At 31.2% G+C, this 24,890-nt stretch carries 28 protein-coding genes and 1 other RNA gene; 26 read left to right on the top strand and 3 right to left on the bottom strand.

Features of this window, described 5'->3' with window-relative positions:
• The 8 genes from gpmI (at position 1) to ssrA (ending at position 8,647) form a co-directional block, all read left to right on the top strand.
• Positions 1-1,518 carry a 2,3-bisphosphoglycerate-independent phosphoglycerate mutase gene (gene gpmI, locus BTM19_RS08090; RefSeq protein ID WP_029377650.1) on the top strand — a complete coding sequence of 506 codons (1,518 nt, stop codon included), beginning with the start codon at positions 1-3 and terminating at the stop codon, positions 1,516-1,518.
• Positions 1,519-1,712: 194 nt separating this feature from the next.
• On the top strand, positions 1,713-3,017 hold the full coding sequence (eno, locus tag BTM19_RS08095; protein WP_029377649.1) for a surface-displayed alpha-enolase: 1,305 nt from the start codon (positions 1,713-1,715) through the stop codon (positions 3,015-3,017).
• Positions 3,018-3,619: 602 nt separating this feature from the next.
• Positions 3,620-4,081, top strand: coding sequence for a hypothetical protein (locus BTM19_RS08100; protein ID WP_029377648.1), 462 nt, complete (start codon positions 3,620-3,622; stop codon positions 4,079-4,081).
• Between the two features lie 68 nt (positions 4,082-4,149).
• A complete protein-coding gene (gene secG, locus BTM19_RS08105; protein WP_017722473.1) occupies positions 4,150-4,383 on the top strand; it encodes a preprotein translocase subunit SecG in 234 nt (77 codons plus the stop codon).
• Between the two features lie 133 nt (positions 4,384-4,516).
• Positions 4,517-5,257 (top strand): alpha/beta hydrolase, encoded by a 741-nt coding sequence (locus tag BTM19_RS08110; protein WP_029377647.1) that lies wholly within the window; start codon positions 4,517-4,519, stop codon positions 5,255-5,257.
• A 36-nt stretch (positions 5,258-5,293) separates the two neighbouring features.
• Positions 5,294-7,681 (top strand): ribonuclease R, encoded by a 2,388-nt coding sequence (rnr, locus tag BTM19_RS08115; RefSeq protein WP_029377646.1) that lies wholly within the window; start codon positions 5,294-5,296, stop codon positions 7,679-7,681.
• A gap of 22 nt (positions 7,682-7,703) precedes the next feature.
• Complete coding sequence (smpB, locus tag BTM19_RS08120) at positions 7,704-8,168, top strand: SsrA-binding protein SmpB (RefSeq protein ID WP_029377645.1); 465 nt, start codon at positions 7,704-7,706, stop codon at positions 8,166-8,168.
• Positions 8,169-8,286: 118 nt separating this feature from the next.
• Positions 8,287-8,647: a transfer-messenger RNA gene (gene ssrA / locus BTM19_RS08125) on the top strand.
• A 94-nt stretch (positions 8,648-8,741) separates the two neighbouring features.
• On the opposite strand, the gene BTM19_RS08130 is transcribed toward ssrA, so the two are convergent.
• Genes BTM19_RS08130 through BTM19_RS08140 form a run of 3 tightly spaced genes read right to left on the bottom strand, consistent with a single transcriptional unit; the run spans position 8,742 to position 11,157 of the window.
• A complete protein-coding gene (locus BTM19_RS08130) occupies positions 8,742-9,341 on the bottom strand; it encodes a hypothetical protein (protein ID WP_099265806.1) in 600 nt (199 codons plus the stop codon).
• Positions 9,342-9,350: 9 nt separating this feature from the next.
• Positions 9,351-10,457 carry a tyrosine-type recombinase/integrase gene (locus tag BTM19_RS08135; protein ID WP_099265807.1) on the bottom strand — a complete coding sequence of 369 codons (1,107 nt, stop codon included), beginning with the start codon at positions 10,455-10,457 and terminating at the stop codon, positions 9,351-9,353.
• Positions 10,458-10,470: 13 nt separating this feature from the next.
• Positions 10,471-11,157 carry a helix-turn-helix domain-containing protein gene (locus tag BTM19_RS08140; protein WP_099265808.1) on the bottom strand — a complete coding sequence of 229 codons (687 nt, stop codon included), beginning with the start codon at positions 11,155-11,157 and terminating at the stop codon, positions 10,471-10,473.
• A 144-nt stretch (positions 11,158-11,301) separates the two neighbouring features.
• Here BTM19_RS08140 and BTM19_RS08145 point away from each other — a divergent pair, with 144 nt between their 5' ends.
• From BTM19_RS08145 to BTM19_RS08235, 18 genes are all read left to right on the top strand, one after another.
• Positions 11,302-11,520 (top strand): helix-turn-helix transcriptional regulator, encoded by a 219-nt coding sequence (locus BTM19_RS08145; RefSeq protein WP_099265809.1) that lies wholly within the window; start codon positions 11,302-11,304, stop codon positions 11,518-11,520.
• A gap of 14 nt (positions 11,521-11,534) precedes the next feature.
• Positions 11,535-12,149 carry a BRO-N domain-containing protein gene (locus BTM19_RS08150; RefSeq protein ID WP_099265810.1) on the top strand — a complete coding sequence of 205 codons (615 nt, stop codon included), beginning with the start codon at positions 11,535-11,537 and terminating at the stop codon, positions 12,147-12,149.
• Positions 12,146-12,289 (top strand): hypothetical protein, encoded by a 144-nt coding sequence (locus BTM19_RS13070; RefSeq protein WP_172635784.1) that lies wholly within the window; start codon positions 12,146-12,148, stop codon positions 12,287-12,289. Before BTM19_RS08150 ends, BTM19_RS13070 begins: the two co-directional genes overlap by 4 nt.
• On the top strand, positions 12,289-12,684 hold the full coding sequence (locus tag BTM19_RS08155) for a pathogenicity island protein (protein WP_099265811.1): 396 nt from the start codon (positions 12,289-12,291) through the stop codon (positions 12,682-12,684). The genes BTM19_RS13070 and BTM19_RS08155 overlap by 1 nt, the downstream gene beginning before the upstream one ends.
• 1 nt (position 12,685) lies before the next feature.
• Positions 12,686-12,982, top strand: a complete 297-nt coding sequence (locus BTM19_RS08160) for a hypothetical protein (protein WP_099265812.1) — start codon at positions 12,686-12,688, stop codon at positions 12,980-12,982.
• A gap of 89 nt (positions 12,983-13,071) precedes the next feature.
• Complete coding sequence (locus BTM19_RS08165) at positions 13,072-15,414, top strand: phage/plasmid primase, P4 family (RefSeq protein ID WP_099265813.1); 2,343 nt, start codon at positions 13,072-13,074, stop codon at positions 15,412-15,414.
• Positions 15,415-16,048: 634 nt separating this feature from the next.
• Positions 16,049-16,684, top strand: a complete 636-nt coding sequence (locus BTM19_RS08175) for a hypothetical protein (protein WP_099265815.1) — start codon at positions 16,049-16,051, stop codon at positions 16,682-16,684.
• Between the two features lie 12 nt (positions 16,685-16,696).
• Positions 16,697-17,152, top strand: a complete 456-nt coding sequence (locus BTM19_RS08180) for a hypothetical protein (protein WP_099265816.1) — start codon at positions 16,697-16,699, stop codon at positions 17,150-17,152.
• Positions 17,153-18,450: 1,298 nt separating this feature from the next.
• On the top strand, positions 18,451-18,924 hold the full coding sequence (locus BTM19_RS08190; protein ID WP_099265818.1) for a phage terminase small subunit P27 family: 474 nt from the start codon (positions 18,451-18,453) through the stop codon (positions 18,922-18,924).
• Between the two features lie 18 nt (positions 18,925-18,942).
• Positions 18,943-19,479 (top strand): pathogenicity island protein, encoded by a 537-nt coding sequence (locus BTM19_RS08195; protein WP_099265819.1) that lies wholly within the window; start codon positions 18,943-18,945, stop codon positions 19,477-19,479.
• A complete protein-coding gene (locus BTM19_RS08200) occupies positions 19,476-19,790 on the top strand; it encodes a hypothetical protein (protein ID WP_099265820.1) in 315 nt (104 codons plus the stop codon). The genes BTM19_RS08195 and BTM19_RS08200 overlap by 4 nt, the downstream gene beginning before the upstream one ends.
• Positions 19,787-20,125 carry a hypothetical protein gene (locus tag BTM19_RS08205; protein WP_099265821.1) on the top strand — a complete coding sequence of 113 codons (339 nt, stop codon included), beginning with the start codon at positions 19,787-19,789 and terminating at the stop codon, positions 20,123-20,125. Before BTM19_RS08200 ends, BTM19_RS08205 begins: the two co-directional genes overlap by 4 nt.
• Positions 20,126-20,199: 74 nt before the next feature.
• The gene (locus BTM19_RS08210; RefSeq protein ID WP_099265822.1) at positions 20,200-20,700 is read left to right on the top strand and encodes a hypothetical protein; all 501 of its coding nucleotides are present in this window, start codon (positions 20,200-20,202) and stop codon (positions 20,698-20,700) included.
• 283 nt (positions 20,701-20,983) lie between these two features.
• A complete protein-coding gene (locus BTM19_RS12915) occupies positions 20,984-21,277 on the top strand; it encodes a hypothetical protein (RefSeq protein WP_147075901.1) in 294 nt (97 codons plus the stop codon).
• A 9-nt stretch (positions 21,278-21,286) separates the two neighbouring features.
• The gene (locus BTM19_RS08220) at positions 21,287-22,240 is read left to right on the top strand and encodes a hypothetical protein (protein WP_099265824.1); all 954 of its coding nucleotides are present in this window, start codon (positions 21,287-21,289) and stop codon (positions 22,238-22,240) included.
• Positions 22,241-22,333: 93 nt separating this feature from the next.
• Complete coding sequence (locus BTM19_RS08225; RefSeq protein WP_099265825.1) at positions 22,334-22,603, top strand: hypothetical protein; 270 nt, start codon at positions 22,334-22,336, stop codon at positions 22,601-22,603.
• Positions 22,604-22,658: 55 nt separating this feature from the next.
• Positions 22,659-23,621, top strand: a complete 963-nt coding sequence (locus BTM19_RS08230) for a hypothetical protein (protein WP_099265826.1) — start codon at positions 22,659-22,661, stop codon at positions 23,619-23,621.
• Between the two features lie 441 nt (positions 23,622-24,062).
• Positions 24,063-24,743 carry a hypothetical protein gene (locus BTM19_RS08235; RefSeq protein WP_099265827.1) on the top strand — a complete coding sequence of 227 codons (681 nt, stop codon included), beginning with the start codon at positions 24,063-24,065 and terminating at the stop codon, positions 24,741-24,743.
• The last annotated feature ends 147 nt before the right edge of the window (positions 24,744-24,890 follow it).

Below are 24,890 nucleotides of genomic sequence, written 5' to 3' on the forward strand. Positions count from 1 at the left end.
ATGGCGAAACAACCAACTGCATTAATTATTTTAGATGGTTTTGCAAACAGAGAGAGCGAGCACGGTAACGCTGTAAAACTAGCTAATAAACCTAATTTCGACCGTTATTATAGTAAGTATCCAACAACACAAATTGAAGCAAGTGGTTTAGATGTTGGACTGCCAGACGGTCAAATGGGTAATTCAGAAGTTGGGCATATGAATATTGGTGCTGGACGTATTGTTTATCAAAGTCTGACACGTATCAATAAATCAATTGAAGACGGAGATTTCTTTGAAAATGATGTATTAAACAGTGCCGTACAACATGTTAAAGGTAATGATTCAGTACTACATGTTTTTGGTCTATTATCAGACGGAGGCGTACACAGTCATTACCAGCACCTTTTTGCTTTATTAGAATTAGCTAAAAAACAAGGCGTTGAAAAAGTGTATGTTCATGCATTTTTAGATGGACGTGACGTTGATCAAAAATCAGCATTAAAATATATAGAAGAAACTGAAGCTAAATTTAATGAACTAGGCATTGGCCAATTTGCTTCTGTATCTGGACGTTATTACGCAATGGATCGTGATAAACGTTGGGATAGAGAAGAAAGAGCATATAATGCTATTCGTAATTTTGGTGGAGAGACATTTGAATCAGCAAAAGCTGGCGTTGAAGCCAACTATGCTAAAGATTTAACAGATGAATTCGTAGAACCGTTTATCATTGAAGATCAAAATGAAGGTGTCAATGATGGTGATGCTGTAATCTTCTATAACTTCCGCCCAGATAGAGCAGGACAACTTTCTGAAGTGTTTACAGATAAAGCATTCGACGGGTTTAAAGTGGAACAAGTCAATGATTTATTTTATGCAACATTTACAAAATACAATGACAACGTAGATGCTGAAATTGTTTTTGAAAAAGTCGATTTAACTAATACAATCGGTGAAGTTGCACAAGATAATGGTTTGAAACAATTACGTATTGCTGAAACAGAAAAATTCCCACATGTAACTTATTTCATGAGTGGTGGTCGCAATGAAGAATTTGAAGGTGAACGTCGTCGTTTAATTGATTCACCTAAAGTTGCAACTTATGACCTTAAACCAGAAATGAGTGCATATGAAGTAAAAGATGCTTTAATCGAAGAATTAAATAAAGGGGACCTAGATTTAATCTTATTAAACTTTGCAAACCCTGATATGGTTGGACATAGTGGTATGTTAGAACCGACGATTAAAGCTATTGAAGCCGTAGACGAATGTTTAGGTGAGGTTGTTGATAAAATAACTGAAATGGGTGGCCATGCAATTATCACCGCTGACCACGGTAATTCAGATATGGTATTAACTGACGATGATCAACCTATGACTACACATACAACTAATCCAGTTCCAGTAATTGTTACAAAAGATGGTGTGACGTTACGTGAAACAGGTCGTCTTGGTGATTTAGCACCAACATTATTAGATTTATTAAATGTAAATCAGCCAGAAGACATGACTGGCACATCATTAATAAATCACTAATGTAATGAATTGAAATTTAGAGTGAAAATTGATGCTATAAATTTAGTATATAAGGATTTTTTATTCTTAAAAATTTGTAGCATCTATAAACAACACAAGAGAATTAAATTACTTTGTATTTATAGTATTTAAAGCTATAATGAAGATGAAATTTAATATTTCTAAACTACTTATTTATAAAGGAGATTATAAACATGCCAATTATTACAGATGTTTACGCTCGCGAAGTCCTAGACTCACGTGGTAACCCAACAGTTGAAGTAGAAGTATTAACAGAGAGTGGCGCTTTTGGTCGCGCATTAGTTCCATCAGGTGCGTCTACTGGTGAACATGAAGCAGTAGAATTACGTGACGGTGATAAATCACGTTACTTAGGTAAAGGTGTTACTAAAGCAGTTGACAATGTTAACGAAATTATCGCACCAGAACTTATCGAAGGTGAATTTTCAGTATTAGAACAAGTATCAATCGATAAAATGATGATTCAATTAGACGGTACTGAAAACAAAGGTAAATTAGGCGCTAACGCTATTCTTGGTGTTTCTATTGCAGTAGCACGTGCAGCAGCTGATTTACTTGGACAACCACTTTACAAATATTTAGGTGGATTTAACGGTAAACAATTACCTGTACCAATGATGAACATCGTTAATGGTGGTTCTCACTCAGATGCTCCTATCGCATTCCAAGAATTTATGGTATTACCTGTAGGTGCAGAAACATTTAAAGAATCATTACGTTGGGGAGCTGAAATCTTCCACAACTTAAAATCAATCCTTAAAAACCGTGGTTTAGAAACAGCAGTAGGCGACGAAGGTGGCTTTGCACCTAAATTTGAAGGTACTGAAGATGCTGTTGAAACAATCTTAGAAGCGATTAAAGCAGTTGGTTTAGAGCCAGGTAAAGACGTATTCTTAGGCTTCGACTGTGCTTCTTCAGAATTCTTTGAAGATGGCGTTTATAACTACGCTAAATTCGAAGGTGAAAATGGTGCGAAACGTAATGCTGAAGAACAAGTTGACTACTTAGAAGAATTAGTTAACAAATATCCAATTATCACTATTGAAGATGGTATGGATGAAAATGACTGGGACGGCTGGAAAGTATTAACAGATCGTATCGGTGACAAAGTACAATTAGTTGGTGACGATTTATTCGTTACAAACACAGTTAAATTATCTGAAGGTATCGAAAAAGGTATCGGTAACTCAATCTTAATCAAAGTTAACCAAATTGGTACATTAACAGAAACATTTGACGCTATTGAAATGGCTCAAAAAGCTGGTTACACTGCAGTTGTATCTCACCGTTCAGGTGAAACAGAAGATACTACAATTTCTGATATCGCTGTTGCAACTAACGCTGGTCAAATCAAAACTGGTTCATTATCAAGAACTGACCGTATTGCAAAATACAACCAATTATTACGTATTGAAGATGAATTATACGAAACAGGCAAGTTTGACGGACTTAAATCTTTCTATAACTTATCTAAATAATATAGCTTTAAAATTTAAGAGTTCACGCGCTAACACGCAAGTCATTATGACTTGCGTGTTTTTTAAAGTCCTACTTGCTCAATTGAAAATTGAGCTTAGTAGGACTTATGCAATAGCGAGGCTATTGTAATCAGAGGAATGTTAATCTTGATTCAAATTGTAATTGTTAAAAGGGCAGTAGCTGACTGGATTGAAAATTAAAACACGCCTTCTCGTGTGTGGAGTCAATGCTTTTAAAGTACGAGCTTTAGTCCGGATAAAGCCTTTATCCATTTCAATCCTAGTCATCCTTGCCGGGGTGGGACGACGAAATCATTCAAACAACAAATTAGATTTCTGTCCCACTCGCTAGTAGGACTTATGCAATAGCAAAACTATTGTAAACAGGAAAAGTACTTTCTTAATAATGAAATACGATTTCTTATTTACATTTTTAGATATACAAGACGGAAGTTTGCCTATTAGTTTATATGTAATATCAAAATAAAAAGTATTAGTTAGTGCACATGACTTTAGTTTACTTATTTACTTAAATTGTTCATCTTTCACTATGAAACTGATATAATTGTAAGTGTAAATTATAGAAGGAGTCTTAACTCATTATGGATGTAAAACCTAAGTCAAAAGAAATTAAGACGGCACATCTGATTGCATATAGTTCATTAATTATTGCTATACTTTATGCTATACATTTATTTTTAGTGTTAGATGATAGTGTTATAAAACAATTGCTATCTAATAGTGGACAAAAAACATCAGAAAGCGCTGTTGGTACAATTAAAAATAGTTTTCAGTTTACGGGTATTATGTACATCTTAGCGAACTTAGCTGGTATATTTGCGATTTGGAATCGACATAGCTATTTATGGTGGTTTATGTTTGCAGTATTCGCATCGCAAATTTTATATAATATCATTAATATTAGTGCAGTTTATCGCGCAATTCTAGATGTGAAAACTAGCTTAAACTTATTGCCACTAACATTAGTATTAGTGATGTCATTTGTACTCGGCGTATACATGTTAATCGTTTCAATAGTACGTAAGAGTACGTTCAATAGATAGAAGTTTGCTAAAGACAACGAACCTATGATATAATGCGTTTCGTATATGATGAATGGAGGACAATTTTCATGCATACATTAATAATAGTACTTTTGATTTTAGATTGTATTGCATTAGTAACTGTTGTGTTACTCCAAGAAGGTAAAAGTAATGGACTATCAGGTGCAATCAGTGGTGGCGCCGAACAGTTATTTGGTAAACAAAAGCAACGCGGTATTGATTTATTCTTGCATAGATTAACAATTGTATTGTCTATCATTTTCTTCTTGTTAATGTTAGGCATAAGTTATTTTGGTTTATAAGGTCCGACAATGTTAAAGTCGGGCTTTTTTATTTATAATAGATATGTTGAGTTTAAATGAATAGTGAAATATTCAAGTATAGATAAATATAGTGATATTGTAATTAAAAGCATAAACGAAAGGATTGAATTCAATGCAGATAAAACTTCCAGAGCCATTCTTTTTTGAAGAAGGGAAAAGAGCAGTGTTGTTATTGCATGGTTTTACAGGGAATTCCTCAGATGTAAGACAATTAGGCAGATTCTTACAGAAAAAAGGTTATACATCGTACGCACCACAATATGAAGGACATGCAGCACCACCTGAAGAAATTTTAAAATCAAGTCCTTTTGTATGGTTTAAAGATGCCTTAGATGGTTATGATTTTTTAGTAGATAAAGGTTACGATGAAATTGTTGTAGCTGGTTTGTCACTTGGTGGCTGCTATGCTTTAAAATTAAGCTTAAACAGAGATGTAAAGGGTATTGTAACTATGTGCTCTCCTATGTATATTAAGACTGAGGGTGCTATGTTTGAAGGTGTTTTAGAATATGCCCGTAATTTTAAAAAGTACGAAGGAAAAGATGAAGCCACAATTCAGAAAGAAATGGACAATTTCAAACCGACAGATACTTTAAAAGAATTACAAGGTCAAATTCAAGAAGTAAGAGAACACATTGATGAAGTGATGGATCCGTTATTGGTTATTCAAGCAGAGCAAGATCAAATGATCAATACAGATTCTGCAAACATTATATACAATGAGAGCGAATCTGATGATAAAGATATTAAATGGTATGCAAATTCAGGACATGTCATTACAATAGATAAAGAGAAAGAATTAGTATTTGAAGACGTCTATAATTTCTTAGAATCATTAGATTGGTCTAATTAAAAATATAAATATTTAAAAATAGAAAGGAGGGGCATAATGAATTTAAAGCAATCCATTGAAGAAATTATAAAACAACCAGATTATGAACCAATGTCTGTGTCTGATTTTCAAGATGCATTAGGTTTAAATAGTGCCGACTCATTTAGAGACTTAATTAAGGTGCTTGTTGAATTAGAACAAACAGGTTTAATTCAACGTACAAAAACAGATAGATATCAACGCAAGGAATCACAAAAGTCCAAACAACCAAAATTAATAAAAGGTAAACTTAGCCAAAATAAAAAGGGCTTTGCATTCTTACGTCCAGAAGTAGAGGACATGGATGACATCTTTATCCCACCTACAAAGATAAACAGAGCTATGGACGGTGATACAGTCCTAGTTGAGGTACACCAATCTAAAGGGGACCATAAAGGGAAGGTTGAAGGCGAAGTTAAAACTATAGAAACACATTCGGTCACTCAAGTGGTTGGTACCTATAGTGAAGCACGTCATTTCGGTTTTGTATTACCAGACGATAAACGAATTATGCAAGATATCTTTATTCCAAAAGGTCAAAATCTTGGAGCCGTTGATGGCCACAAAGTGCTCGTACAAATTACAAAATATGCCGATGGTACAGACAATCCAGAAGGTATCGTTTCAGCAATTTTAGGACACAAGAATGACCCAGGTGTCGATATTTTATCAATCATTTATCAACATGGTATCGAAATTGAATTTCCAGATAATGTTTTAGCAGAAGCTGAAGCAGTTCCAGATCAAATTGAACCATCAGAAATTTCAGGACGTCACGACTTACGTGACGAATTGACAATTACCATCGATGGCGCAGATGCAAAAGATTTAGATGATGCTATTAGTGTTAAAAAATTAAGTAACGGTAATACACAATTAACAGTAAGTATTGCAGATGTAAGTTACTATGTTACTGAAGGCTCAGCATTAAACGAAGAAGCCTATAGTCGTGCAACAAGTGTATATTTAGTTGACCGAGTAATTCCAATGATTCCACATCGTTTAAGTAACGGTATCTGTTCATTAAATCCTAAAGTAGATAGATTGACCTTAAGTTGTCAAATGGAGCTTAATGAACGTGGTGAAGTTGTTAAACATGAGATTTTTGATAGTGTAATCCATTCAAATTATCGTATGACTTATGATGAAGTAAATGAAATTATAACGGATCAAAACGCTGAAACTCGTAATAAATATAGTGAAGTTACGCCAATGCTTGATTTAGCACAAGATCTATCGCAACGTTTAGTAAATATGAGAAGACGTCGTGGTGAAATTGACTTCGATATTGATGAAGCAAAAGTACTTGTCAATGAGGAAGGTATCCCAACTGATGTTCAATTAAGAAAACGTGGTGAAGGCGAACGCTTAATCGAATCATTTATGTTAGCTGCTAATGAAACAATTGCTGAACACTTTGATCGTTTGGAAGTACCGTTTATTTATCGTGTCCATGAGCAACCTAAATCAGAACGTCTACGCCAATTCTTTGATTTTGTAACTAATTTTGGTTTAATGATTAAAGGGACAGGCGAAGATATTCACCCATCCACTTTACAGAAAATCCAACAAGAAGTTGAAGGTCAACCAGAACAAATGGTTATTTCAACTATGATGTTACGTTCAATGCAACAAGCTCGTTATGATGATGTAAACTTGGGTCACTTCGGTTTATCAGCAGAGTATTATACGCATTTCACATCACCGATACGTAGATACCCTGATTTAATTGTGCATAGATTAATTCGTAAGTACATTGTAGAACAGTCTATGGATAGAAAAGAAAAGAACAAATGGGAAGAAGCATTGCCTGAAATTGCTGAACATACGTCACAAAGAGAACGTAGAGCGATAGAAGCTGAACGTGACACAGATGAGCTGAAGAAAGCCGAATATATGGTACAACATATCGGTGAAGAGTTCGAAGGTATCATTAGTTCAGTTGCAAACTTTGGTATGTTTATTGAATTACCAAATACAATTGAAGGTATGGTGCATGTATCCAACATGACAGATGACTATTATCATTTTGATGAGCGTCAAATGGCTATGATTGGTGAACGCCAAGCTAAAGTATTCCGTATAGGTGATCCTGTAGAGATCAAAGTAATCAATGTTGATGTTGATGAACGCATGATTGATTTCCAAATTGTAGGTATGCCATTACCTAAAAATGAACGTGGTCAAAGACCTTCGCGTGGTAAGACGATTCAAGCTAACCCGCGTGGTAAATCATCAGACAAATCAAAAGATGATCGAAACAATAAAGGCAACCGAACGAAACAGAAACAACGTAAGGGTAAAAATAAACGTAATAATGGGAAACAAGAACAAGGTAATACGAAACATAAACCATTTTACAAAGATAAAAAAGTGAAAAATAAAGCGCGCAAGAAGAAAAAATAACTCAACAAAGAGGTGAAACTCAATGCCAAAGAAAAAATCACCAGGAACACTAGCAGAAAATCGTAAAGCAAGACATGATTATAATATTGAAGATACGATTGAAGCGGGCATTGTGTTACAAGGAACAGAAATTAAATCGATCCGCCGAGGCAGTGCAAACCTTAAAGATAGTTATGCACAAGTCAATCGTGGTGAAATGTATTTAAATAACATGCATATTGCACCATATGAAGAAGGCAACCGATTTAACCATGATCCACGTCGTTCACGTAAGCTATTATTGCACAAACGTGAAATTACAAAGCTAGGCGAACGTACACGTGAAGTTGGTTATTCAATTGTTCCATTGAAACTCTATCTCAAACACGGTCACTGCAAAGTCTTATTAGGTGTTGCTCGAGGTAAGAAGAAATATGATAAACGCCAAGCTTTAAAAGAAAAAGCAGTACAACGTGATGTAGCTAGAGAGATGAAAGCCCGTTATTAAGCGGATATATTGCCAAAGATGATAATCTTTGGTAATATAATATGTGCTTTCTGAAAAAGCTTAGTAGTTACTACAAAGTCACTACGAAGTCAGCAGGAAGTACATTTAATATTATTCTGGGGGCGTTTTTGGATTCGACAGGGGTTCCATGAGCTAGTTAAGCGTGTCGGAGGGTTGTCTTCGTCACCAACACACACAGTTATAATAACTGGCAAAGAAAACAATAATTTCGCAGTAGCTGCGTAATAGCACTCTGCATCGCCTAACGGTATCTCCTATGTACCGTTAACGCGATTCAACCTATAGTAGGATACGCTAGGCACTGCCGTTTGAAGTCTGCCTAGAAGAGATTAATCAAACTAGCATAATGACGGATGTCTATCACCTCCCATTATGCGAAACCTATTGATAGACTACGCACGTAGAAGTGCTAGTATCAGAACCTCTGGACGCGGGTTCGAATCCCGCCGTCTCCACTATAGAGTCTGCAACCCTTGTGGTTGTAGGCTTTTTATTTTTGAGTGCACAGAAAGTGCACAGATAATGCACAGCAAATAAAAAACACCCTTTATTTTAGGGCGTAGGCGGTAATAAATCTATATTAAGATTGTGTATAATTGGATTAAAATTTTTATCATAGTGTTTCCAAAATACGTTATAGTTATTTGTAGATGGATGGGGAAAAGTCGCTATTTTTAATTTATATTCATAAAAATCAGAAGAAGTAAAATATTTAATAGCTTCTCTACCGAAACATAATATTTTAGTCGTTGAATCAATTTTCCATTTTTTATTTTTGTTTTCAATTGTTAAGTAATTACTGTTTTTCTTTTTAATAGTAATTTCATTTAAATTGCAAAAATAAACTTTCTCTTTTTGATAAGCTATAGCCATTTCCTTTGGTGTTTTTTGAAATATATCGTAAAAGTTATCTTCGTACGATAATCGTTTGTTTGAAAGTAATCCAATTATTCTACGAAACGTAACAATTTTTAACCATTCATTATTGCTTTCTACTTTTTTATCTATGAAATATGGGAAAAAAGCAACACTGTCGGTTGGATAGTTTGGCAATTGTATATTTTTATAATCTGGTTTTTCTTTTTCCTTTTTTTCTTTTTTGATATAAGAATATGGAGATTCACCTATAAATAAATATTTAATCTCTTCCATTAATTCACCTCATAAGTATTTTATTATTTCTTTTTGAGTACTAGGGTACAAATGACCATATCTAGATGTAACTTCTTCTGTAGATGAATGACCTAATCGCTGTGCAATTATCATAGGACTAGCACCATGATTGACTAGCATAGATGCGTGAGAATGTCTTAATTCATGTATTACAATACGTGGGAACGTTTCTCCATCCGGTAATGTATCATCTAATACTTTTAATGTGCTGGTAAACCATCTATCAATCGTAGATTCACTTAGTGCCTTAAAGAAAGTACCGAACAATACATAATTATTTTTAAAAATGTTATTATCTTTATACCAAGTTAAATAATTTCTTAAGTCGTCCATCATGTGAGTAGGTAAGTAAATATCACGTGTGGCTGCTTTCGTTTTAGGGGCTGTCACTACACCGTGGTAGTCCGTTTTGTTTATATGGATATAATCGTCCTCAAAATTAATATCTTCCCATGTGAGTGCTCTAATTTCGCCTTTACGTGCGCCACTGTAGAATAACAGCTTGAAAAATAACTTCTGTTGTATATTAGTTAATACTTCATAAAATTGATTGAATTGTTCCAAAGTCCAATAATTCAAACGCTTTTGTGTTTCAATTTCAAAGTTACCTACTAATGATGCAACATTTTGCTTTAGATCATGATACTTCATAGCATGATTCAATATAGATACTAAGAATACATGCATCTTTTTTAAATATTCTCCCGAACGTCCTTCTTTCATTTTCTTATTCTGAAACTTCATCACATCTTGTGTAGTCATGTTGAAAACATCCATTGATTTAAAATAGGGTATCAAATGATTATTCGCATGTGTTTTAAGTGATTTTAAACTTGATGCCTTACGTCGTGCAGAATACCAATCAATGTACTCTTCTACCAGCTTATCAAATGGTAATTTATTGATTTTACCTATATCTTCGATTTCATCCATTATTTCATTACATTTTTTTACTGCTTCCTTACGTTGTTTAAACCCTTTACGTGTAATAAATTGACGTGTATTCGTCTTATCATAGTATGTGATACGGAAGTAATATGTACCTCGTTTAGCATCTTTATAGATGTTGTGGGACAGTTTTAAGTCATGTTGCATGTGATTCACCTCATTACTCAAAATAGCTCATTGGTCTTTCAAGCAGGGCTAAGACTCTTTGAATTTCAAGTTCCTCGCCGTGGAGTTTGTCAAGATCTTCACTTACAATTAATTTTTTATCTGTTAGTCCTTCTTCTTTCAATTTTTTTAAAGTTTTCATTTTTTTATTAATTCTGTTTGTAACATCAATTAATTTATAGTCATATTTTTGTTTTAAGTGATTATAAAATATAGTGTTCATATAATTTCTATCTTCATCAGAAAGTTTAATATGTTTAAAAAATTTAGTATTGTACTTATCTAAGAGGTGAAAAGAAATATCATTTATAGGAAAATTATATATTTTTTCAGTGATTAAAGAGTTTTCAGTATTATACATTGAATTAACTTTATTATTGTTGGTCATTGCTTCAATCATGCTTTCATCACTTTTTATAATATTACTGCCTTGATATTTTTTATAATATTCGCCGTTAGTTATATTACTAATATCTTTTTTTATTTCTAATAATTCATCACTGTTATTCGATAAAGCATAAATATATTTTTCAAGAATTTCTTCCTTTGGCTTTCTTCTACCAGTTTCTATAGAAGCTACATAACTATAGGAATATCCAATAATCTCGCCTATGTCTCTTGTAGTTTTATTTTTCCCTTTTCTTAAATTCCTTAAATATTCACCTAGACTAAATTCGCTCATAAGTTACACCTCCAACATAAATATTAACATCTTTTTGTACACAATAACACAAAAATGTGAAATATAGCTTGTAAAATAATAATTTATCACTTATACTACAGTTGTACACAAATTTGTGGACAAAATAAGTGAGGGGGTTTACAGATGACAAACTTAGCATATCCAATGCTATATATTACGCGTAAAGAACATGGTCACACGCAAAAAGCAATTGCAAAGAAACTTAGCATTTCTCCACAGCGCTACCAAATTAAAGAGAGTGGTAAAGGCTCGTTCAGTTTACCGGAAGCGAAGGTTTTATCTGAATTATATGGAATGACTATTGATGAACTTTTCAGTGACTCAATAAAGGTAGGATCATAAAAGGGGGAAAATAAATGATTAAACAAATTTTTGGTAATGAAGAAATAAGGTTTATTGAGAAAGATGGGGAACATTGGGCAGTAGCAAGCGATGTTGCAAAAGTATTAGGATACAGTGTTACAACTAATATGAATCGTATGATTGATGAAGATGACAAGGGGGTTCACATTGTGAGTACCCTTGGAGGACAACAAAAAACAACGATACTTTCAGAATTTGGCATATACGAGGCTATTTTGAATAGCAGACGTGATGAAGCTAAAGAATTTAAAAAATGGGTTAAGCAAGTTATTAAAGAATTAAGACAAACTAGTGGTCTTAAAGGATACGAAGTATTTCGTATGTTGGATAAACAAAAGCAAAAAGAAGCAATGTCAATTATCCAAAATGCTTATAAGTCAGATAAACCCATTAATTTCATTAAAGCAAACACTATTGCCAATAAGGCGGTATCTACTGCATTTGGATATAGCAAGATGATTGGTAAAGGTGCAATGACACCTAGCATGTTAGAAGTAAGACAAGTCATTCTTGATGATGTGGTTAAACTTACTGAAACAAAACAACAGTTTAATTTAGATATTAAAGTTAGTAAAAGTATTTATGACAAATATGGGGTGTCCTCATGAAAAACTATGTAATTTACATGTTACTACTAATAATAGTCACATTATTTATTGGTGTATTAACAGACATTTTTATAGCATTCACATTTTACGGAATTATGGCAGTGTTAGGATTTACATTCGAAAATTTGGAGGTCAAATAATGAATATTGAACAAAAACATCAATTATCAAAGGTAATTGGAGATATGGAAAAGGTTAAAAATAATAGTAGTAGCTTAGTAATTGGTTATAACATGCTTACTGAACAAGGGATTACAGAAACAACTTATTTAGAAAAAGTAATTAATCTATTTAGAAAAGATTTATTCAACATTTTATGTGAATTAGATTCTGAAAGTGAAGAATTTTTAATACTAGATGATGTAACGTTAACTTTTAGAGATGTATTGAAAGATAAAAAGGAAGTATACGAATATAGCGTAGTTGATACAGACGGGGAAACAAAGCATACAACAAATCGAAAAGGACAAGTAATTGGAATATTGGAATGGGCGTTAGATTATATCGTTGGAAATATTGAAATGGAGGAAAATTAATATGAAAAATATCAGAGAAGAAAAAGTAATTAAAGGTAAAGTATTAGTGGAATCAACTTATAACGTTGGTAAGGCTACAGCATTTAGACAATCAATAGATTTAATTGTAAGAAAAATGGATTTAATCACTGATAAAGATAGTAAAGAATATAACGAATTAAGCGAAGTTACCAACTTATTATGGGCGATGCATGAAGTAGCAGAAAAATCAGAATCAGAAGCAAATGAGAAACTTGAAGAAATATTAAATAAAAAAAGCGCATCTGTACAGTCGGCAAACTCAACAGATAACGCTTAGAAATGAAATGTTTAAGAAACTTTATATAATTCTTATTATAGCAAAAATAATGGTACGTATCTACAAATTTAGAGAAAAGGGGGCTTTATGTGGCTATAACAACAATAGATAAAATTATAGAAGTAAACGAAGAAGAAATACCAGAAGAATTGAAACAACTTGATAAATGGGTGCTGTGGCGTGCTGAATGGATAGAAAAACAACAAGTATATAGCAAAGTCCCATATAGCACAGAAGGTTATAAAGCTAGCTCTACAAATGTTAGTACATGGCTTGAATTTCAAAATGTCGTTTCACTTTGTGAGAGTGATGAACAATATAATGGCATAGGTTTTGTATTAAACAATGATGATAATTACATTTGTTTGGATATAGATGATGCAGTCAATACTGACACAGGTCAATTACAAACTGATCTAGCAATAGAAATGACTGAATTAACTTATTGTGAATTATCACCGAGTGGAACAGGCTTACATTGTTTCTTCAAAGGTGTGCTACCTGATAATCGTAAAAAAAAACGTACTGACTTAGATATTGAATTGTATGATACAGGGCGCTTTATGACTGTTACAGGTCACACCATCGGGCAAAGTGAAATTTGTGATGACCAAGAAACTATTAATAATATAGTTGAAAGATATTTTAAATCAGAACCTAAAAAGCAAAATATAAAAATAGCTAAAACTGGTAGTAGTATTTTTACAGATGATGAAATCGTTAAAATGATGACGAAGAAAAGCAAATATAAAAAACTACTTGCTGGTGAGTATGAAGGTATTTTTGAAAGTCCTAGTGAAGCAGTACAAAGTCTATTAAGAGTATTAGCTTTTTATACTGGTAGAGATAAGTTACAAATGGAACGAATATTTTTAGCCTACAATAATCTTACTGACAAATGGGACGAAAAGCGTGGCAATTCAACGTGGGGAAATAACGAACTGGATACAGCTATTGTAAACCAAGAAACAATATACGAGCCTAATTCGAGAGGTACAGGGCAATCGCTTAGATACACAATATCATTGATTCGAAACGAAGAATTAGCATTTATGAAAGCAGAGTTTGAGAAAGCGAAAGAAAATGGTGAAGCATCAGGTAGACCACCACAAACAATTGGAACAAATAGATGTGCTGTATTGCTCAATGATGTAATAAAATTCGTGATATTCGATTTAGAAGAAAATACAAAATTAGCAATGTACCAAAGCGATAAAGGTATTTACACACAAAATACTGCAATTATTAAACGTATTATTTCTTGGTTAGAACCTAGACACAATGAGAAAAAAGCATTAGAAGTCATCTATCATTTAACCAATATGGTAGATGTTGTAGACAAAACAAACGAACCTCATTTAATTCCAGTTAATAATGGTGTGTTTAACAGAAAAACTATGAAATTAGAATATTTTACACCTAACTATGTGTTTACTACTAAGATTTCAACAAATTATTTTGATAATCCTAAAGCACCAGTAATTAATGATTGGAGTTTTGATAACTGGTTAGATGAAGTTGCATGTGGTGATAGAGAAGTATTCACATTATTATGGCAAGTTATTAATGATTCATTAAATGGAAACTATACACGTAAGAAAGCAATATTTCTTGTAGGTGATGGAAACAATGCTAAAGGTACTTATCAAACGTTGCTCACTAACTTAATCGGTTTTGATAATGTTGCAAGTCTTAAAGTTAATGAATTTGACCAAGAGTTTAAATTAGGAGTGCTGGAAGGTAAAACACTTGTGATTGGTGATGATGTTCCCGTAGGTGTGAATATTGAGGATAGTTCGAACTTTAACAGTGTAGTTACAGGTGATCCTGTGCTTGTGAATATAAAAAATAAACAACCGTATCATACTGTTTTCAGAACTACTGTGATTCAGTCAACCAATGGCATGCCTAGATTTAAAAATAAAACAGGTGGCACAAATAGACGACTTTTAATAGTACCATTTAACGCAGATTTTAACGGTGTAAAAGAAAACCCAGATATCAAAGAAAAATATCTTACTAATAAAAAGGTACTCGAATATGTACTTCACAAAGCTATAAATTTAAATTTCAATAAGTTTATTGTTCCTAAAAAATCGGCTGAATTGTTAGAAGAATATGTTCAAGATAACGACCCAGTATATGATTTTAAAATCACAGAGTTTGATAAATGGAAAATTGATAAAGTACCTAAAACAGTTGTCTATTATAAGTATAAAGTTTTCTGTGAACGTAGTGGTTATAGACCACTTTCTGAAAGGAAATTCTGTAAAAGTTTTGAACGTTATCTTGATAAATCTTGGAAGGTTGAAAGACCTAGGTATTATTCAGTTAATGATTTACAAGTAAAGGTGGGTCATTTCGAACCTACACTTTTACCACACGGAGAACAAAAAATTTCATATGTGAACACAAATTTTAAAGTAGTGTAAATGAGGTGTGCATGTAACTGTGCATGAAATAGCAAAAACAAACAAAAATTCGTGCACAGCTTAAATACATTGATATAACAGTATTTATAAAGCATTTAATCACAATTACACAAGTTACTGTGCATGAAATATTTTAACTCGTGCTCACCTTCAAACCATTGGTAATACAGGGTTTATAGCCCTAACTGTGCATGGATTTTCAATTTTAAAGAAGTTAATACACAAATAACTATAAGAAGTAGGACATTAATATATAAGAAGTTTTTTCAGAAATTTGGTGCACTCGTGCACAGTGGAGTACCTTATCCCTTGTGAGAGTAAGTTTTAGAGGTGAGCACGAACTGTGCAAGTTGTGCACGAAGTGACGTTTTTGTGCACGAACTAATTTAAGTAACGGACAAAACGTACCATATTAAAGGTAATACACATAAAATTAGTTAAGGAGTGTTTTCTGTGAATCATAGACGCATAGCCCTACAAATTCTAGCTAGATTACCCACTAATGTGAATAATGTATCCACTTCATACATCAACGCGTTAGTTAAGAAATATGCTAGGAAAGAGAAAGACTTTAATGAAATAAAACGAATTATAAATCAAAATAAAAAACTCAAACCGAAAGAGGTAATGACTTATGGCAAAATTAAAAGAACAAGCAATTGAAATTTTCGACAATGAAATATACGCAAAAAGTTTAAAAACTAAGGAGTTAAATAAAGATTATAACGACTTAACATCACAACTACGTGATTTAGATAATAAAATTGAATATTATCGTAAAGATGGAGATTATGCAGAAGTTACCAAGTTAAAACGCAAACAGTCTGAATTAGAAAATGAAATTGTTAAACTAGACGATAAACTGAACTCAGATGATTTTGTAGTGACTGATAATGAGTTTGAGCGATTCTATGATGCCTATCATAAAGAACTATCAGAATTAAAAGGTAATCATAAAGCATTGAAAAAAGAAATGAATAATCAAATAGAATCACTTATGAAAACATATCGTAAACTGATTGAAAACAAAAATAATGCTGGTCGTGTTATTTCACGTGAGCGCTATGTGGCAAGTGAAAAAACTAATCCAGGTAGTGTTAATAATATATATAAAGGGCAAATGTTGCATTATGAAATTAACTTAGGTGATGGTGACAAATATAATGAACAAACTACCCCAAGAGGGTATGCATGGAAAGTAGAAAAGGCATTAGAAACTATTTCTACAGATGAGTTCCGGAAATACCACTTTGGAAAAAAGCAATGGTAAGGGAGGGTTTATATGCTTACAACAATTAAACAATCAGGAAATAACGTGAAGTACAACAAGCAAAAGAATCGAATAACTGTACAGGTGCTTACGACAGATAAATCAGTAGAAATGGGAACAACGAAAACAGTAGATCCTAACTATCAAACGTTTAAACCCTATGAATTGGATGGTAATGTATTTCGAGAACTAAAAGACAATGAGAAATTATGTGTGATGTTAGACAATAACAAAGATGATAATATACTTGCATCTATACATCGAGGGAATTTAACAGAGGTCGTCCATAACGGATTATACGGACTGGCTATAGAAATAGATGATAAACCGATAATGACAGAGTTTATAAAGTTAGTGCAACAGAATAAAATTAAAAGTGTTCAAATATACACTGACCAAGTAACATCATTGAATAAACTGATAGAAAAAATTAATTATATAAAAGCAATTTCAATTAATACTAAGTAACCATAAATGGCTTTATGGCAGTGATTATGCTATAATATAGGTATTAGAGATATCTTATATCTTTAATATTAGGAGTGCTCCTTAACAAAATTATTGGGTATAAAAGATAGCTATTTTAAAATGAAAGTCTTTCTAGTTCACTTTCATACAAACTTCAATTCAGTGTATTCTTGTGCACGTTGATGAAGGCCATCACTATTTTATGGTGGTGGTCTTTTATTATAAGTATGTGGTAATAGACAGGCATTAGTAAATTAAGGCTAAACTGAATATGGCTGATATATAAGGAAGCGCCTATATATTAAAGGGATAGATATAAAGGACTACACAACTAAGGACACAGTGATAAAGCTACCTATGTTAAAGGACAGGATATTGAGCATACAGTTTATAAGGTTGCTGCTTTATGTATGAGTAATTAAATCCAACTGATTAAGCAGAGAGTTCGTACAGAAGTTTATTCATTAATAATAAAAGAGAAGAAACAAATTGTGATTTTAGATTTGATTTCAGTTTAAGATTATTTAATCGATTAAGATAAAATATTTATTGAAGTTAAATTGTTAATTTCTTTGATTAAGATTAATTGAGAAGACAAATGTTTTCTGTTGTTGAATCAATTTAAATGTGAAGTTCATTCATCAAGTTAGAGAAAGTAAATGTTAAAGAGAAAAGTAAATGAGATTCTAATTACAAAACTTTGTGAATTAAATTTAAAAAACAAAAGTGAAATCGAAAACTTTTTTTAATTTGGAAAACAAAAAGTAAATAAATATAAATTAATATTATTAGATCATCATGATAAGTAACAATAATATGTTAACCAATAACTAGATGTAATGTGTTATGTATAAGTATCAATACTTTGCTTATATACAATCGTATTGTAGGCATTTAGAGAGTGTTATAGAGCATATACAAAAGGTTTGATAGTGTTAATCATAATGAGTATGAAGGGCGTACAAAGCTATCTAATATGGGGAGTTATAGCGTGTGAATATCAATATATTTATACAAGAATAAGTCTTAAAATAACACATACAAAAGAGTTCATAGGCAGTGAATATTACAACGGATGCAGGAAAATAAACGCAGATACTTTTTGGATTGAAAAATATAAAGAATAATTTTAGAAAGTTTCTTGAAAAATAAATTCAAAAATATTTTTGGGGCGAAGTAAAACCCCCGTCACTTCTGAGACGAGCGAATAACGAGCCGACCTTTTTTGCGACCAAAAGTTGAAAATGAAAGGTAAATATTCGGGAGATATCAGGAAATAATAAAGGAGATGACATATGATGGCACAAAGGAAATTGTTGTCACAACAAAAAAGTAGATTAACTAAAGAAGTGCAGGATAAAAAGAAAGCTACAGAAGAAATGTTGCAAAAGCTCACGCCCTTAGCACCTAATCCTCCAGAATGGTTAGATGATACAGCCACAAAAGAATGGTATAGAATTTATCCACTGTTACAAGAATTACCAATAGCTAGTTTAGATCTAATGCTTATAAGTACATATTGCCAAGCTTATTCAGATTATATCAATGCTACAAAACGCATGAATAATAGTGATGCAATTATTGAAACTGAACGTGGTACGAAGTTAAATCAAAATCACACAATAAAACGTGATGCATTGTCACAGCTAAATTCTATTGCACCAAAATTAGGTTTAACAGTTGAATCAAGGTTGAAGATATTAGAACCAAAGCAAGATGTTAAAAGTGGGGAATCTGTATACGAATTGTTTGGTATGGATGATGACGAATAAAAAATAGGGAGGGCTATTATGATATTGAAACGTAGTAAATCAATTTTGTGGTACAAAGAAGAAATGAAAATTACTGAATATGAGCTTTTAAGCCAATACTCTCCGATTATAATAAACAGTAAAATTAAAGCAATACAAGAAAGTATTGATGCAGCATATCATTTGAGTACATCACATACTACTTTTGGTGAAGTGGAAGGTATGATATCAGTTTCTTGTTCAGTAGAGAAATTGGTTATTTGGATTACAGAGCAAAAAGATGATTTGAATCGTTTTAAAATTAATAGCACTAAGAAACTCAATTTACTGAAAAAAATCATTCATAGCTATACACCTAGAGAACAAAAAGAAGTAATGAGATACTTTAAATCTAATGGTAGTGACAAACCACATAATACGATAGATAAGCTGCAAGAAGATTTATATAAGATACATCATCACAAGCGTTTAGAACGCAATAAACAGCGTCAAAAAGAGAATGAAGTAATATATCAAAACTTTTTAGTAGAAACAAAAGCGTCATTAAATCACGAACGTGAGGAGTTGGTAATATGACTGATGTAGATTATCCTATTTTAGAACGTTATATGTGTAATTATCACAGCATGGTTGATACTTATAAGAATAAACCTAGTGATATGGATGAACTTCAATATATGAACCTAGAATCGATTGTAAAGGGTATTACAGAGGTATACAACAATAGCCAAGTAAAAGTACAACAGATTATTAAATTGTCATGGTGGGACGATAACAAACATACAGATAACGTTATAGCTGATGTGATAGGTATAAGTGAATTAACGTTAAGACATGCGAAAGAAGTCATATTAAAACGTGTTGCAAAGGCAGTAGAATATGTATGAAGTATGATAAAGCTACTGTAAAAGCGTTCATATTGGATTATCACAATACAATAGATAAAAGTGTTTCATGTGATGAAGATGTTGGCATAGATGACTTCTTTAATGTGAATGATCAAGCAAAAACTGATGAGATAGATAATAGCAATGTTGAAGATGTGATATTCTTTAATGAATTAGAGGCTGTTATTGAAAGAGTAGCAACTGAAAAAGAATATAATTTGTTCTTACTACTCAGTAATGGCGTTAGTTTTGAAAAGGCTGGTAGTATATTTGGTGTTAAGGAATCGAGGGTAAGACAGATGTTTAACCAGTTATTGGATAAAATATTGCATTAATACAATATTTTTTGTTGTATTACAATTAATATATAGGTTATATTATATATGATAATAAAGTTCGGGAGGGAGAAATGACAATGACAAATTATGCGAAATTAATGAAAATATATAATGATAATGCGTATGACGTGATTTCAGTTGAAATTGATGATTTGTCTAAATTTGGCTCATATCCCGAAATAATGAAAAAAATATATGAACAAGGTTATACTCAAATTACAATCAACTCATATCTTATGTTGAAAATACTTGAAAAAGTAAATGGTTCTAGAGATTGGGAAATTATTAATATGGAAATAACAGACCCTACAATTGATGAAGAAACAATTAATGAAATCAAATTAATATTTAATCAAATTAAAAATAAAGAAAAAGATTTTACTTTAATGAAAGATTATTTATTTTGGGCACTTGATGATGGTTCGATATTTATTGATAAAATAATTTTGTATAATACTGAAGCAAATGTTTCGGAAGAGGTCTACTCTAATGGACTTATTTTTGGACAAAATAACGAATTGATATTTCTGGATATTATAAAAGAAATAATGAATGGATACTTAAATGAATAATAAATGGAAAGCAGATCTTCTTAAAGCAATATTTACATTTATTTTCATTTTGCTTTCGTATTTCTGTGCAATTAATTTTAACATTATGTGTATTTTCCCTTTTCTTACTCATTTTTTTCCTCAAGATATTATTTTTACTATGAGTGTTGCTCTGTATACTTCTATATTCAATTTTATTTTATTTTTATTTTTATCCTTTAGGTCTATGGTAGATATGAAAGTGATAGACTCTAGAGACAAATCAAATACTATAAAATTAGATGGAAAACCAAGGAAGATATCAGTGAAAGTTGACATCTTAGGTAACACTAGTAATGTAAAAGGGCATGTTTTTGTGTATTTCCCAGATTGGATAGATGTTACAAAAACAAATGATCCTGAAATTAAAACGATATCTCAATATATATATGGTTACAATTTGAAAAATAATACTAATAGTTTTACATTTAATTTTGATATTAATATAAATGCACTATATGAAGAATCAGTTAGAGAAAGTGAAATAAAAGTTGATTTTAAAGGCTGTAAAATAAAATACGGTAAAAACGTTACAAACTTAAAAATTCATAACAGATAGGAAGATTTTATGTATAGTAAGTATGTAGATAATTCAAAAAATCAAGACGGAGATTATAGGAATATCGAAGAAATAATCAATAATATTCTTGATTATGAAAATTGGCGAGATAATGAAATAGATACCTATACTGGTGAACCATTAGATTACAGTATTAATAAATATTTTGATGAAAATAAAAAAGTGACAATAAAAGAGAGTGATTTTGAATATAATTATTTCGAATATAAATTTGACTCCTTGATGAAAGGTCAAGAACAAAATCCGATATTTGCGGAGAGAATTAAAACTACATCAGGCTTTTTTGTTATTTATACGGATGGTATGAGAACTCAATATTTAATTGATAAAGCTAGAGGATCTAATGCATTGAAAATTTTGAGGAAATTTAATAATAGTGATAAAAATAAAATAATAGAAGCACAAGCTTTTGTATTCGAATCTGATTTTTTTCTTTGGTTAGTATCCAAGTTTAAAAATGATAATAATATAGATGAGGTCGAAGAGCTTGTTTTAAAAAGTGTTACGGGATTTAAAGGTTTAGGAAACCAAAATCAAGCAACTTTAACTGGATCTGGTAACGATGTTATGAATTTATTTAGCACATTATCCTTTATTATTGAAATGGAATCTTTAACTGAAATTTTAGCTCAATTTCAACATTGCAAAAACACCTATGAGATTAGGTTCTATGAAAATAATTCCCAAATTGATATTAATATAGATAATTATACAGGAGATTATGTAAAAGAAGAGGAAACACTTAAGAAATCTAAAGTGTTGTTACATTGCTTTATAGAAATTATACCATCAGTAATAAATTCATATAATAATGATGTAGACAATAATGATTGGAGCAATGACAAGAAAGCTGAATTTTCAACACAAATACTCGAAGCTGTGAAAGAAAATATAGAGAAAATCGAACAGACTATAGCCCCCAAAGACAATGGAGCAAAATAGACTGAAATATGTGAAGCCACTCTTCGGAGTGGTTATTTTTATAGGTATTTGTGTTAGAATATTCAGTGAATTAGTTATTTAGGGGGGGACTTTATGAAAAAAATTGATTTAGATGAAACGTATAAATTAGATTATTTTGGATGGTTAGCTGAATTAAGATTGAAAAACTTCTCCAGAGGATTGCCTATAAATGGGACATGGCAGCAAGGTAATGGTTATGAGAGTATTTCTTTCCATAACGAACAAGAGTATATTGATTTAATTATACAAACAGAAAAACAATTTCCAGAGTTCTCTTTTTATGATGAAATATTTGAATTAATAGATATTCCAGATTTAAATGATTTTCATGAGAAGAAATAAAAGATATTTGATTAGGAATTAATTGCAATATAATAATAGTATAAAGAGGTGTAATATGACAGCATTTATAGAATATGCAATACCAACAGATGAAGCTGCCCTTGAAAAAATAAGGAAAGATAATGACACTAACAGAATATTAGCTCTGGATGCTAGAAAATTATATCCTGAATATATTACACATTACAAAAATTTTAAGTGTACAGGGTGTGATGCACCTATTTCATGTCGAGCACTAGATAGTAATAGTGATATTGCACCAGTTTTTATAGAACAATCTAGATCTGAAAATTTACATAATAAAGATTGCATGAAAAACCCTGATAAAATGGACAAAATAAACAATCAGAGTAGGAATAATACAAATAGTTATAAGAACAGTAAAGAAGATATTTTTAAAACTAATATTACCAAAAATGGTTTTACTTCTAGAAAAATTAATGGAAGTTCACAACAAAGAAGTAATGAACATAATTCTAAATCGACAAAAATAAATGTTAATTCGAAAGTTAACAGAGGTCACGCTAATTCCGAAAAGAAGGTTAAAACAAATTTAAATACGCTTTCACAATTAGTTCACGAGTTTTATTATAATCCAAATGCAATAATTAAAACTAGAACTACTACAATCAAAATCTCCCAATTGTTTAGAAGAATAGAACAAAATAAATTCTATACTGAAAGAAAAAAGCAAAAGTATTGTTATATACATCATGGAAAAGGATTTATAAATAAAACTAAAGTTGAAGGAATACTTTCAATTAAATTCGGCTCTAAAATACGAATAAATGAAAAAATAGAAAGTCGACCTTCATTTAAAGTGAATGAGGAATTTATTCAAAAAAATTATCCTGATATTTATGATAGATTTTTATCTAATGAAAATGAACTTTTTGATATATATACCACTTTGCCTTTTTTGCAAAATGGGGAGTATATCAATTTTTCTTCCTTTAATAAAAAAGAAGAAATAGTTTGTGAATCGGTAGAATTTAAAGATAATTTTTATATCTATTAAAAATATATAACATTTATTAAAGAAACTTTATACCTGTTTAAATTGCTATTTGTATACTATTAAACATTAACATCAAACGAACAACTATACGTTTATTCATTTCTCGATGCAGCACAGGGCGAATGTCAGAAACATAAATAAGGTTATTTGATAACTTTAAATAATTAAAAAACGATGTGACAAGAGGGTAGTGAAACGCTATCACATAAATAAGGGTGAACTAATCGTTAGGGCATATAAGAAATATGGTTTGGGACTGGGTAATAAACATAATCCTGTAATAACTTGATGAGGGGATGGATCGTTACACTATATTAAGCTATTACTAGAATATGATTAATAGTGATTAGAAATATGAAAATAACCATTAATATTAAACTTGCTTTTTTTGAAAATAATATAGATACTTTAAGAATAAACTATATTTGGTAGGTGGAGTTAATGAGTTATGAGAAAATAAAAAAGTGGGTTTTAAAATATATATGGTACATTCTATTAGGTGCGATTGGTGGAATAGGGATAACAGTTTTATTATATATTTTAGGTTTCTTTGATGAAAAAGATTTAGAAATAATTAAAGTTTGTATTTCTTTCACAGCTATTTTTGCTACTTTTGGAGGTGCTTATTGGGGTGCTAAAATTTCTGGAGATAATGCATTGAATCTAAAAGAAAAAGAAATAAATTATGAAAGAAAAAAAGAATATATTACTGATCATTATAAGATGTTGGAAGGTTTGGAGAGTAAAGGATTGAATGCTATAAAAAAAGAGTTAAACAAATGGAATAATAATTTATTGAACGAAGATGAACAGGTTTATGCATGTGTTCTTAATATCAAAGAGGTATTAAAGCAAATTAAAAGTTTACATAATGAAGTGGAAATAACAGATACAATTTGTGAAAATAAATTTAAAGAGATACAAAAAAATATAGATACTTTCAAAAACATGAAATGGGTTAATGAGGTTGTTCATAATCTTGATGCATCAGGTAAAGAGCAAGTTAATGAAAATTTGAAAAAAATTAAGCATGAAATATTTAGATTAATTAAGAAAATAGGGTATAGTCTTGATGAAATACCAAAATACGATATATATGAATTAGAAAAAGGCTTAAGATAAAATTGATTATAAACTAATAATATATGTTGTCTTACTTTGAATATGAATTATAAAATAAAAGTGCACAAATTTATGTTGTTTTTGCAATTTTAACATTTTATACTGTATCATTAAGGCAATGTAAACATTGATATGACAATACTTAAA

The organism is Staphylococcus xylosus (genome assembly GCF_002732165.1).
Taxonomy (GTDB): domain Bacteria; phylum Bacillota; class Bacilli; order Staphylococcales; family Staphylococcaceae; genus Staphylococcus; species Staphylococcus xylosus.